The sequence below is a fragment of the Stenotrophomonas sp. IS26 genome, from assembly GCF_054188265.1.
Window position 1 is genome coordinate 33998 of sequence record NZ_JBSZJV010000002.1, and the last position, 11896, is coordinate 45893.

An 11896-nucleotide genomic window follows, 5' to 3' on the forward strand; every position below is an offset into this window, starting at 1 on the left:
GCTCCCGCCGATACCAAGCCCATGTCTCATGACCTGCTCAACCGCATCGACCAGCGTACGCGCCTGGCCGGCCACAATCGTCTGGCCCTGCTGCTGTTCCGGCTGGGGGGACGTCAGCTTTTTGGCGTGAATGTGTTCAAGGTGCAGGAAGTCCTGCGGCGCCCGGATCTGTTCCAGGTGCCCGGGCTGCCCAGCCAGTTCGCCGGTGTGGCCGATGTGCGTGGCCGCTCGGTGCCGGTGCTGGACCTGGGCCTGGCGATCGGCCATCCCGAGCGTGAGCCCGATGCCGACAAGGCGCCGGGCTACCTGGTGGTGACCGAGTTCAACCGCTCCATCCAGGGCTTCCTGGTCAGCGGTGTGGAACGCATCGTCAACATCGCGGTGGAAGACATCCACCCGCCACCGGAACTGGGCGCCGAATCCAGCTACCTGACGGCGGTGACCCGCTTCCAGGGTGAGCTTATCCAGGTGATCGACGTGGAAAGCGTGCTGGCCGACATCGCCGAGATCCGTGGCGAAGCGGTGCTGGACCCCTCCATGGCCTTGCCTCCCGATGCCCCGCCGATGCAGGTGCTGGTGGTGGACGATTCGCGCGTGGCCCGCCAGCAGATCCGCAGCGTGCTGGACCAGCTGGGGGTCGGGGCGACCCTGCTTTCGGACGGCAAGCAGGCGCTGGACCACCTGCTGCAGATCCACGCCTCGGGCGAAAACCCGGCCGAGCGCTACGCCATGGTGATCTCCGATATCGAGATGCCGGCGATGGATGGTTACACCCTGACGACGGAAATCCGGCGTCACCCGGGGCTGGCCGGCCTGTACGTGCTGCTGCACACGTCCTTGTCGGGCGTGTTCAACAACGCGATGGTCGAACGGGTCGGCGCGAACGCCTTCGTGGCCAAGTACTCCCCGCATGAGCTGGCGGACTTCCTGCTGGACCGCCTGCGCAAGGTCGCAATGGCGGCGTAAGGGGCGGCCGGCCCTGGTGTCGGCGCCCTTCCTCCGGTGGGTTGACGGCATCCACGCATGGCGTGGATCTACCCGGCCCTGCGGGTCGGTGGATTTTCCCGGCGTGAATGATGCCGCCGGGCACCGGCCCCTCCCCTCTGGCGCCCCTCTGGCACGCCGCTTGCACTGGCCCAGGCATCGTCCCGTGGGAGTGCGTCATGCCCAATCTGATTTCGAACTATCTGGGTGTCCATGCCCAGGCCATGCCGTTGCGCGAGCAGCGGATGAAGCTGATCGCCAGCAACCTGAGCAATGCCGACACCCCCGGGTACAAGGCCCAGGACCTGGACTTCGATGCCGCCCTGCGCAATGCCCAGGGGCTGGATGGCAACGGCCTGCTGAAGACCACCAGTGAAAAACACTATGAGATCGGCGGCGGGTTGAACCCGTTCCAGATCGCCAAGGAAGGCGTGCAGCCGAGCATCGACGGCAACACCGTCGACCCGGATGCCGAGCGTGCCGCCTACGGCCGCGCCGCGCTGGAGTACCGCGCCTCGCTGAGCTTCGTCGAATCCAAGGTGCGCTCCATGCTCACCGCGATCACGGGGCAATAAGCCATGAGCAATCTGCCCATTTTCGATATCGCCGGTTCCGCGCTGCAGGCGCAGTCCGTGCGCATGAGCACCATCGCCTCCAACCTCTCCAACGCCGACACCGTCGCCGGTTCGGCCGATGCGGTCTATAAGCCGCTGGAGCCGATCTTCCAGTCGGTGACCAGCCGCACCGACCCGAACATCACCACGGTGCAGGTCAAGGAGATCAGCCAGAGCAACGCCGCGCCGATCCAGCGCTACGAGCCGGGCCACCCGCTGGCCGATGCCGATGGCTACATCTACCAGCCCGACGTGGACCCGGTCGCGCAGATGGTCAACCTGATCTCGACCTCGCGCAATTACCAAGCCGGCGTGGAGATGCTGACCACCGCCAAGGAACTGGCGCTGGCCACGCTGACCATGGGTCGCTGACCCTCTTACCGCAGGAATCCCCTCCCATGAGCAGCACCAACGGCGTTGGCCAGAACAGCAGCGACATCTACAGCGCGCTGGGCCTGAACGCGCCCAACAGCGACACCAGCAAGAAAAAGAGCACCCTGGACCAGGCCGATTTCATGCGCCTGATGACCGAGCAGCTGCGTCACCAGGATCCGCTCAAGCCGATGGACAACACCCAGATGGTCGCGCAGATGGCGCAGCTGTCGCAGGTCCAGGGCATCACCGACCTCAACAACACGGTCAAGGGCTTCCAGGATTCGATGTCCAGCGACCAGATCCTGCGCGGCGCGGCCCTGGTCGGCCACGAAGTGCTGGTGCCGTCGGAGAAGCTCGCGCTGGAGAAGGACGGCGATGTCACCGGCATGGTCGCCGCCCCCGGCGCCGGCTTCGTGACGGTGGACATCACCGATGCCAACGGCGTCAAGGTCAACCAGATCAGCGTGGAAGCCAAGGCCTCCGGCGAAGTCACCTTCGACTGGGACGGCAAGGACGCCAACGGCAACCGCATGGCCGAAGGCACCTACACCATCGCCGCCTCGCATACCGATACCGCCGGCACCAAGACGAAGCTCAACACCTACGTGCAGGCCCCGGTGGAGAGCGTCACGGTCGGCACGGACGGCCTGTACCTCAACCTCAAGGGTCTGGGCACGGCCCCGATCGATTACGTGCTCCGCATCAGCTGAGCCGCCTTACCCGCATCCACAGGAGCATCCCATGGGCTTCAACGTCTCGTTGTCCGGCATCAACGCAGCCAATGCCGATCTGAACGTCACGGCGAACAACATCGCCAACGTCAACACCACCGGCTTCAAGCAGTCGCGCGCCGAGTTCGCCGATCTGTTCTCGGCCACCAGCTATGGCCTGTCCAAGAACGCGGTCGGCTCGGGCGTGCGCCTGACCAACGTCGCCCAGCAGTTCTCGCAGGGCAACAACGAACAGACCGGGCGCAGCCTGGATATGGCCATTTCCGGCGAGGGCTTCTTCACCCTGACCATGAACGGTGCCCGCGTGTACTCGCGCGCCGGCAACTTCCAGACCGACCAGGCCGGCTACGTGACCAACCCGCAGGGCGCGCGCCTGCAGGTGTTCGCGCCCAATGCCGACGGCACCAACTTCGATGCCGGCCGCCTGACCGATCTGCAGCTGCTGACCACCGACAGCCCGCCCAAACAGACCGGCAAGGTCGATGTCAGCTTCACCCTGCCGGCCAACGCCAAGGAACCGACGGTTGGTACCTTCGACCCGACCGATTCGAACAGCTACAGCCACTCCACCGGCGGCATCACCGTGTACGACTCGCTGGGCGTGAGCCACACCCAGACCTCGTACTTCGTGAAGACCGAAAACCCGAACGAATGGCAGGTCTACAACTACGTGGACGGCAAGGCCGCCGGTACGCCGACGCTGCTGAAGTTCTCCGACAGCGGCGCGCTGACCGAGCCGACCAACGGCCAGATCGTCATGGATCCGTTCACCCCGACCACCGGCGCCGGCGTGCTGTCGATGTCGCTGAACCTCAGCGGCTCCACCCAGTACGGCGAGAAGTTCGCGCTGCGCAACACCCAGCAGGACGGCTACGCGGCCGGCAAGCTCAACGAGATCACCGTCTCCGAGGAAGGCATCGTCTACGCGCGCTACTCCAACGGCGATGACAAGCCGCTGGGCCAGGTCGCACTGACCACCTTCAACAACGCACAGGGCCTGGAAGCCAAGGGCAACAACCTGTGGGTGGAGAGTTTCGCCTCCGGCACCCCGCGTACCGGTTCGCCGGACAGCTCCAACCTGGGCAAGATCCAGGCCGGTTCGCTGGAAGCCTCCACGGTCGACCTGACCGAGCAGCTGGTCAACATGATCACTGCCCAGCGCAACTTCCAGGCCAACTCGCAGATGGTCTCCACGCAGGACCAGATCACCCAGACCATCATCAACCTGCGTTGATGAGCCACTGACCGCAACACGGGATTACACCGATGGACAAGGCACTCTACGTCGCGATGACCGGTGCACGCGCTTCCCTGCAGGCGCAGGGCACGCTCTCGCACAACCTGGCCAACACCGACACCCCCGGCTTCAAGGAGGCGCTCGCCAACACCGAGGCCTTCCCGATCAAGGGGACCGGCTACGCCTCGCGCGTGGATGCCCTGCACGTGGACGCCGGCTTCAACCGGCGCATGGGCGCCCAGCAGATCACCGGCAACCCGCTGGATCTGTCGCTGCAGGCCGGCAACTGGCTGGCCGTGCAGGCACCAGGCGCCAATGCCGGTGAGGCGTATACCCGGGGTGCGGCGCTCTCGATTACGCCCAATGGCCAGCTGGTGACCGCCGGCGGCCATCCGGTGCTGGATGAGAACAGCAATCCGATCGCGATCCCTCCGCACCAGGCGATGGACATCGGCAACGACGGCACGATCTCGATCATTCCGTTGGGCGAAGGCCCGCAGACGATGGCCAACGTTGGTCGCATCCGCGTGGTGCAGGCCGACGACGCACGGCTGGAGCGTGGCCTGGACGGGCTGATGCGCAACACCGATCCGCAGCAGCCGTTCGTGCAGGCCCAGGGCAAGTCGCTGGAAAGCGGCCAGCTGGAAGGCAGCAATGTGGATGCCGCCGGTGCGCTGGTGCAGATGATCCAGCTGCAGCGCCAGTACGAAATGCAGGTGAAGGTGATCAAGCACGGCGACGACAACGCCCGCAGCGCCAACAGCCTGCTGCGCCTGGGCGGCTGACCACCGCCGGTGACGTAATCCCGGCGCGGTTCTGGCACGCGCCATGCATTGCCCTTCGCAAGGGCCGCACCACGCGGCCATCCGCTACAACACAGGAATGACGCCATGAACCAGGCATTGTGGATCGCCAAGACCGGGCTGGATGCGCAGCAGACGCGCATGTCGGTGGTTTCCAACAACCTCGCCAACACCAACACCACCGGTTTCAAGCAGGACCGTGCCAGCTTTGAAGATCTGCTGTACCAGCAGGTCCGCCAGCCCGGCGGCGCTTCCTCGGCGCAGACGCAGTTGCCCTCGGGCCTGCAGCTGGGCACCGGTGTGCGCGTGGTCGCCACCTCCAAGAACTTCGAGCAGGGCAGCCAGCAGCAGACCGGCCGCGCGCTGGATGTGATGGTCAACGGCCGCGGCTTCTTTGAAGTGCAGATGCCGGATGGTTCTTCCGCCTATACCCGCGATGGCTCGTTCCAGCGCAACCAGGATGGCGAGCTGGTCACCAACAGTGGCTACCCGGTGCAGCCGGGCATCCAGATTCCGGAAGGCGCGCAGTCGCTCACCATCGGCACCGACGGCACCATCAGCGTGAAGATGGCCGACGACGCCGCCTCGGTGGAAATCGGCGCGCTGACCCTGACCGACTTCGTCAATCCGGCGGGCCTGCAGGCGCGCGGTGAAAACCTGTTCCTGGAAACCACCGCCTCCGGCCCGGCGCAGAACGGCAACCCCGGCCTCAATGGCCTGGGCACCGTGGTGCAGGGTGCGCTGGAAGGCAGCAACGTCAACGTGGTGGAAGAACTGGTCTCGATGATCGAAACCCAGCGCGCCTACGAAATGAACGCCAAGGCGATCTCCACCACCGACGCGATGCTCGGCTACCTCAACCAGAACGTCTGATCGGTCGACCCGGGAACCTGCCATGTCGCGTCTTGCCCCTACCCTCCGCCTGCTCGCCGCCGCCGTCATCGTCGCCACCCTGAGTGGCTGCGTGATCGCCGGCGATGTCCGGCCCTACCCGGCCATGGCGCCGGTCGAACCGATCATGCCGCCGTCGGCCCAGGCCACGGCCGGGGCGATCTACGCTGCCGGCCCGGGCCTGCAGCTGTACTCGGACCGGCGCGCCCGCGATGTCGGTGACCTGCTCACGATCACCTTGACCGAGAGCACCACCGCGCAGACCACCGCCAACACCTCCACCTCGAAAGAGTCGGAGCTGAGCATCGGCACGCCGACGATCTTCGGCGCCCCGGTCACGCTGGGCGGCAAGGACATCCTCAGTGCCAGCGCCGCCGGCTCGCGTGACTTCACCGGCAAGGGCACCAGCGCGCAGAGCAACCGCCTGCAGGGCAGCGTGACCGTCACGGTGATCCAGCGCCTGCCCAACGGCAACCTGGTGGTACAGGGCGCCAAGAACCTGCGCTTGAACCGCGGCGATGAGCTGGTGCAGGTGCAGGGCATCGTACGCGCGGCGGACATCTTCCCGGACAACACCATTCCTTCCAGCCGTGTTGCCGATGCCCGCATCGTCTACGGCGGCCGCGGTGCGATCGCCCAATCCAATGCGATGGGCTGGTTGAGCCGCTTCTTCAACTCGGCGCTGGCGCCGTACTGAGCCTGACATGACTTTCTTCCTCTCCCTCATTTGCCGTCAGCGAAGCGCCGAAGCGTGCCCAGAGGCGGCGCGGTCAGATCCGGGCGCGTGGCGACGCCTCGAGCCGACCGGCGCCCTCTGGTCATGGGGCGCGGCGTCGCGCTACACGACACGCGCCATCGTGGCGCTGCTGGCCGTGTTCGCGCTGGCGGCGCCTGCTTCCGCCGAGCGCATCAAGGACCTGGCCCAGGTCGGCGGCGTGCGCGGCAATGCGCTGGTCGGCTACGGCCTGGTGGTTGGCCTGGATGGAAGCGGCGACCGCACCAGCCAGGCCCCCTTCACCGTGCAGAGCCTGAAGAATCTGCTCGGCGAACTAGGCGTGAACGTGCCCGCGAACGTCAATCCTCAGCTGAAGAACGTGGCGGCCGTGGCGATCCATGCCGAACTGCCGCCGTTCGCCAAGCCCGGCCAGCCGATCGACATCACCGTTTCCTCGGTGGGCAACGCGGTCTCGCTGCGCGGCGGCTCGCTGCTGATGGCGCCGCTGCGCGGTGCCGATGGGCAGGTCTATGCGATTGCCCAGGGCAACCTGATCGTGGGTGGCTTCGGCGTGCAGGGCAAGGATGGCTCGCGCGTCTCGGTCAACGTGCCCAGCGTCGGCCGCATTCCGAACGGCGCGACCGTCGAACGTGCCCTGCCGGACGTGTTCAGCGGTGGTGGCGACATCACCCTGAACCTGCACAAGAACGACTTCACCACGGTCTCGCGGATGGTGGCGGCATTGAACAACGCCTTCGGCGAAGGCGCTGCCCGCGCGATCGACGGCGTCACCGTGTCGGTGCAGTCGCCGTCCGATCCCGGCGCACGCATCGGCCTGCTGGCGCGCATCGAGAACCTGGAACTCACCCCCGGCAGCGCGCCGGCCAAGGTAGTGGTCAACTCGCGCACGGGCACCGTGGTGATCGGTTCACAGGTGCGCGTAGGTGCGGCGGCGATCTCGCATGGCTCGCTTACGGTGACCATCAACGAGAACCTCAATGTCAGCCAGCCGGGCGCCTTCAGCGGCGGCCAGACGGCGGTCACGCCCCAGTCGACCATCACCGCGACCAACGATGGCAGCCGCATGTTCAAGTTCAGCGGCGGCACCACGCTGGATGAAATCGTGCACGCGGTGAACGCCGTGGGCGCCGCCCCGGGCGATCTCATCGCCATCCTGGAAGCCCTCAAGCAGGCCGGCGCGCTCAGCGCCGAACTCGAGGTGATCTGACATGCGTATTCAACCGGCCCTGGAACTCAATCCCGCCCAGCCCAACAGCCCGGCCAAGGTCGACAAGGTCGCCCGGCAGCTGGAAGGCCAGTTCGCGCAGATGCTGATCAAGAGCATGCGTGAAGCGAGCTTCGGCGATTCGCTGTTCCCCGGCGAAAACACCATGTTCCGCGAAATGTACGACCAGAAGATCGCCGATGCGATGACCCGCGGCCGTGGCCTGGGGCTGTCGAGCATGATCGCGCGCCAGCTGGGTGGCGCCGAGGGCGAGACGGCCAAGCCGGTCGATACCACGCTCAACCCGGCCGCCGCGCTGCGTGCCTATCAGCTCAATGCACCGGCCGCCGCCATGCCGCTGCCGGCCAGCACCGCACCGGCCGCGCCGCGCGAGGTTGACCTGCTGCAGCAGCTCGGCGGTGGTGAGCCGTCGGCCGTGCTGCAGCCGATGGAGCGTGCCCTGGACCTGATTGCCGGCCGTGAAAGCAGCCAGATGCATGAGGCGATCGGCCGCAGCGATCCCTACGCGGCAGTCGCCGATACCGATCCGGCCAGCGCCCACTGGGCCATGGCCGATGACCGCTGGACCGGCGTCAACCGCACTGCGGCCACCGGCCCGAGCGCCGCCGATACCCTGGCGGCCAACACGGCTGCCGCCGAGCTCGGCCCGCACACGCCGGAAGGCTTCGTGGCCAGCATCTGGGGCCATGCCCAGCAGGCCGCACGCGAACTCGGCGTGGATGCCAAGGCGCTGGTCGCCCAGGCCGCGCTGGAAACCGGCTGGGGCCGCAAGCTGGTCCGGCGCAGTGGTGGCGACAGCTCGCACAATCTGTTCGGGATCAAGGCCAACGGCTGGCAGGGCGCACGTGCCACCAGCGGCACCCATGAATACGTCAACGGCGTGCGCCGTAACGAAACGGCGAGCTTCCGCGCCTACAACTCGGTCGGCGAGAGCTTCGCCGACTACGTGCGCCTGCTGAAGACCAGCCCGCGCTACCAGAACGCCCTCCAGGCCGGCAGCAACGTGCGCAGCTTCGCGCAGGGGCTGCAGCGCGCCGGCTACGCCACCGACCCGACCTACGCGGCCAAGATCGCCGCGATCGCCGGCGGCCCGACCATCGAGCGCGCCGTCGCGGCGGTGAGCGATGCCGGCGAGCGCCTGGGCCGCACCTTTGCCAGCACCGCCAGCCCGACCGGGCTGGGTGTCATCCGTCGTTGAGGTAATCCATGTCCAGCGTACTCTCCACCGGCACCAGCGCCCTGCTCGCTTTCCAGCGGGCCCTGGCGACCACCAGCCACAACGTCGCCAACATCAAGACCCCGGGCTACAGCCGGCAGAAGGTGGACTTCGCCACGGCCGACCCGCAGAACTACGGGTACGGCGACGTGGGCAATGGCACCCGCATCACCGACGTCCGCCGGGTGGCGGACCAGCTGGCGATCTCGCGGCTGCTCGATGGCAGCGGTGAACTGGCGCGCCTGAAGCAGCTCTCGACCATGGCCGATCGCGTGGATGCGATGTTCTCCGACACCGCGACCAACGTCGCCGGGGTGTGGTCCAACTTCTTCGATTCGGTCAGCGGGCTGTCCTCCAATGCCTCCGGCAGTGCCGACCGGCAGAACATGCTGGACAGCGGCAAGACCCTGGCCAACCGCTTCCAGCAGCTCAACACCCAGCTCAACAACCTCAATGGCGAGGTCAACAACGGTCTGATCGCCGGCGCCACCGAGATCAACCGGTTGGCCCAGGAGATTGCCCAGCTCAATGGGTCGATCGGCGGCAATGCCGCGACCGCCGCGCCGGATCTGCTCGACCGCCGCGACCAGCTGATCGCCAATCTGGTCGGCTACACCGGCGGCACCGCGGTGATGCAGGACGGCGGGCTGATGAACGTCTACACCGCCGGCGGCCAGGCGCTGGTGGTCGGCACCACGGCCTCCAAGGTCACCACCGTCACCGATCCCTATCAGCCCGAGCGGCTGCAGCTGGCGCTGGAAAGCCAGGGCCAGAAGATCACCATCGAGGGCAAGACGCTCGGTGGCCAGATCGGTGGCCTGCTGGAGTTCCGCGACACCGTGCTGACCCCGGCCCAGGCCGAACTGGGCAAGCTGGCGATCGGCATGGCCAGCAGCTTCAACGACGTCCACCGCCAGGGCGCGGATCTGTACGGCAACATGGGCGGTGACTTCTTCACCATCGGCAACCCACGCATCACCGCCAACAGCGCCAACGCCGGCACCGCCAGCATGAGCGCCAGCTTCGGCGACCTCTCCAAGCTGGACGGCCAGAACATCGTGATGAAGTTCGATGGCACCCAGTGGCAGGCCACCCGCGCCGACACCGGCGCCGCCATCCCGATGACCGGCGCCGGCACCGCAGCCGACCCGCTGGTACTCAACGGCGTAGCGCTGGTCATGAGCGGCACGCCGGCCAAGGACGACCGCTTCCTGCTGCAGCCCACCGCAGGCGTGGCCGGCAGCATGGCCGTGGCGATCACCGATACCTCGCGCATCGCCGCCGCCGCCCCGATCAAGGGCACCGCCGCGATGGCGAACACCGGCACCGGCAAGCTCACCGGGGTCAAGGTGACCGACCCGGACAACGCCGCCCTGCGTAATCCGGCGGCGATCGTGTTCATCAGTGCCACCGAATACACCATCGATGGCGGCCCCCCCAGCACCTACACCGCCGGCCAGACCATCACCGCCAACGGCTGGAGCTTTGTCCTCGACGGCGCGCCCAAGACCGGCGACACCTTCAACATCGGGCCGACCCCGGCCGGTTCCTCGGACAACAGCAATGCCCTGCTGCTGGCCAAGGTCGAGCAGGCCAAGACCTTCAATGCGGGCACGGTCACGCTCAGCGGCGCGCTCGGCGGCCTGACCACCCAGGTCGGCGCGGCCGCACGCTCTGCGGAGTACTCGCTGATGGCGCAACAGGTGATCACCGACCAGGCCCAGGCCGCGCGCGACTCGATCTCCGGCGTAAACCTGGATGAGGAGGCCTCGGACATGCTCCGCCTGCAGCAGGCCTACCAGGCCGCCTCGCAGCTGATCTCCACTGCCGACAACATGTTCCAGACCATCCTCGGAGCCGTCTCGCGATGAACAACCGCATTTCCACCGGGATGATGTTCAATCAGTCGGTGTCCCTGATGCTCGCCTCGCAGGCGAAGATGAACCATCTGGAGCGCCAGATCGCCACCGGCAGCAAGATCGTGTCGGCCAAGGACGATCCGGTCTCGGCCGGCAGCGCGGTCGGCCTGGACCGCACCCTGGCCTCGCTGGACCGCATGCAGCTCAACGCCGGCAACGTGCAGAACCGGCTGGGGCTGCAGGAAAACGCGCTGGCCCAGGTGGGCGACATGATGGGCCGCATCACCGAGTTGACCATCTACGCCAACAACCCGGGCCTGGCCGCCGCCGACAAGCAATCGATGGTCACGGAAATCGAGGCGATCCGCGGCAATCTGCTCGCGGTGGCCAACAGTACCGACGGTACCGGCCGCTATCTCTTCGGTGGTACGGATGACGGCAGCCCGCCCTTCAGCCAGGTGGATGGCCGCATCGTCTACAACGGCGACCAGAACCAGCGCGAGGTAGAGGTTGGCCCGGACACCTACGTGAAGGACGCCCTGCCCGGCAGCGAGATCTTCATGCGCATCGTCACCGGCGACGGGCATGTGGATGGCAAGGCCAGCCCCGGCAATACCGGCAGCGCCGTGCTGACCAACATCACCCGCGACAGCGACGGCAGCTGGAATGGAGAAGGCTTCAGCGTGCGCTTCACTGGCGCCGACAGCTATGACCTGCTGGATGCCGGTGGCGCCGTGGTGTCCAGCGGCACGCTCAAGACCGGCGACGACCTGGTGGTCAACGGCGTGCGCCTTCATATCGAAGGTGCGCCCGCCGCGGGCGATATCGTCGAGGTCAGCCCCGCGTCCAGCCGCGACATCTTCGGCACCCTGGATTCGCTGATCGGCGCACTGAAGATGGATACCGGTACCCCCGCCCAGCAGGCAGCCCAGCAGAACCTGCTGCAGAGCGGCCTGCGCGACGTGGCCCGCGCCTCGGAGCGGATGATCGACTCCCGCGCCGCCGGCGGCGCCCAGCTCAAGGCGCTGGACAACGCCTCGGACATGCGGGAATCGAACGTCGTCACGCTCAAGACCACCCTCTCGCAGATGCGCGACCTGGACTACGCCGATGCACTGAGCCAGTATCAGCTGGAGAAGACCGCCCTGCAGGCGGCCCAGACGCTGTTCTCGCAGATGCAGTCGATGTCGCTGTTCAACATGATCCGCTGACCCCTCTGCAACCC

General features: G+C 66.9%; 12 protein-coding genes. All 12 read left to right on the forward strand.

Translation table 11 applies throughout. The annotated features are described in order from the left end of the window. Positions 1 to 21: 21 nt before the first annotated feature. Positions 22 to 966 carry a chemotaxis protein gene (locus ACW6W5_RS02085; RefSeq protein ID WP_070471614.1) on the forward strand — a complete coding sequence of 315 codons (945 nt, stop codon included), beginning with the start codon at positions 22 to 24 and terminating at the stop codon, positions 964 to 966. 197 nt (positions 967 to 1163) lie between these two features. Beyond that, positions 1164 to 1559, forward strand: coding sequence for a flagellar basal body rod protein FlgB (gene flgB, locus ACW6W5_RS02090; RefSeq protein ID WP_152150781.1), 396 nt, complete (start codon positions 1164 to 1166; stop codon positions 1557 to 1559). 3 nt (positions 1560 to 1562) lie between these two features. Beyond that, the gene (gene flgC / locus ACW6W5_RS02095) at positions 1563 to 1970 is read left to right on the forward strand and encodes a flagellar basal body rod protein FlgC (RefSeq protein ID WP_088435081.1); all 408 of its coding nucleotides are present in this window, start codon (positions 1563 to 1565) and stop codon (positions 1968 to 1970) included. Positions 1971 to 1996: 26 nt separating this feature from the next. Continuing rightward, positions 1997 to 2683, forward strand: coding sequence for a flagellar hook assembly protein FlgD (locus tag ACW6W5_RS02100; RefSeq protein WP_121036762.1), 687 nt, complete (start codon positions 1997 to 1999; stop codon positions 2681 to 2683). A 31-nt stretch (positions 2684 to 2714) separates the two neighbouring features. Next, positions 2715 to 3938 carry a flagellar hook protein FlgE gene (gene flgE, locus ACW6W5_RS02105; RefSeq protein ID WP_121036761.1) on the forward strand — a complete coding sequence of 408 codons (1224 nt, stop codon included), beginning with the start codon at positions 2715 to 2717 and terminating at the stop codon, positions 3936 to 3938. A 32-nt stretch (positions 3939 to 3970) separates the two neighbouring features. After that, complete coding sequence (locus tag ACW6W5_RS02110) at positions 3971 to 4726, forward strand: flagellar basal body rod protein FlgF (protein ID WP_121036760.1); 756 nt, start codon at positions 3971 to 3973, stop codon at positions 4724 to 4726. Between the two features lie 105 nt (positions 4727 to 4831). Beyond that, entirely contained in the window at positions 4832 to 5617 is a 786-nt protein-coding gene (gene flgG, locus ACW6W5_RS02115; RefSeq protein ID WP_102788470.1) for a flagellar basal-body rod protein FlgG, read from the forward strand. A 22-nt stretch (positions 5618 to 5639) separates the two neighbouring features. Next, positions 5640 to 6332, forward strand: a complete 693-nt coding sequence (gene flgH, locus ACW6W5_RS02120; RefSeq protein ID WP_070471594.1) for a flagellar basal body L-ring protein FlgH — start codon at positions 5640 to 5642, stop codon at positions 6330 to 6332. Between the two features lie 157 nt (positions 6333 to 6489). After that, on the forward strand, positions 6490 to 7578 hold the full coding sequence (locus tag ACW6W5_RS02125) for a flagellar basal body P-ring protein FlgI (RefSeq protein WP_152150831.1): 1089 nt from the start codon (positions 6490 to 6492) through the stop codon (positions 7576 to 7578). 1 nt (position 7579) lies between these two features. Continuing rightward, complete coding sequence (flgJ, locus tag ACW6W5_RS02130) at positions 7580 to 8794, forward strand: flagellar assembly peptidoglycan hydrolase FlgJ (protein WP_152150779.1); 1215 nt, start codon at positions 7580 to 7582, stop codon at positions 8792 to 8794. A gap of 8 nt (positions 8795 to 8802) precedes the next feature. Next, entirely contained in the window at positions 8803 to 10683 is a 1881-nt protein-coding gene (gene flgK / locus ACW6W5_RS02135; protein ID WP_152150776.1) for a flagellar hook-associated protein FlgK, read from the forward strand. Further along, entirely contained in the window at positions 10680 to 11882 is a 1203-nt protein-coding gene (gene flgL, locus ACW6W5_RS02140; RefSeq protein ID WP_152150774.1) for a flagellar hook-associated protein FlgL, read from the forward strand. Before flgK ends, flgL begins: the two co-directional genes overlap by 4 nt. Positions 11883 to 11896: the final 14 nt, after the last annotated feature.

Bases quoted from the DNA above. Each gene is read 5' to 3' on its own strand.
- ACW6W5_RS02085 (WP_070471614.1), top strand. From the start codon at position 22: ATGTCTCATGACCTGCTCAACCGCATCGACCAGCGTACGCGCCTGGCC.
- flgC (WP_088435081.1), top strand. From the start codon at position 1,563: ATGAGCAATCTGCCCATTTTCGATATCGCCGGTTCCGCGCTGCAGGCG.
- flgL (WP_152150774.1), top strand. From the start codon at position 10,680: ATGAACAACCGCATTTCCACCGGGATGATGTTCAATCAGTCGGTGTCC.
- flgH (WP_070471594.1), top strand. From the start codon at position 5,640: ATGTCGCGTCTTGCCCCTACCCTCCGCCTGCTCGCCGCCGCCGTCATC.
- flgB (WP_152150781.1), top strand. From the start codon at position 1,164: ATGCCCAATCTGATTTCGAACTATCTGGGTGTCCATGCCCAGGCCATG.
- flgJ (WP_152150779.1), top strand. From the start codon at position 7,580: ATGCGTATTCAACCGGCCCTGGAACTCAATCCCGCCCAGCCCAACAGC.
- ACW6W5_RS02100 (WP_121036762.1), top strand. From the start codon at position 1,997: ATGAGCAGCACCAACGGCGTTGGCCAGAACAGCAGCGACATCTACAGC.
- flgG (WP_102788470.1), top strand. From the start codon at position 4,832: ATGAACCAGGCATTGTGGATCGCCAAGACCGGGCTGGATGCGCAGCAG.
- flgK (WP_152150776.1), top strand. From the start codon at position 8,803: ATGTCCAGCGTACTCTCCACCGGCACCAGCGCCCTGCTCGCTTTCCAG.
- flgE (WP_121036761.1), top strand. From the start codon at position 2,715: ATGGGCTTCAACGTCTCGTTGTCCGGCATCAACGCAGCCAATGCCGAT.
- ACW6W5_RS02110 (WP_121036760.1), top strand. From the start codon at position 3,971: ATGGACAAGGCACTCTACGTCGCGATGACCGGTGCACGCGCTTCCCTG.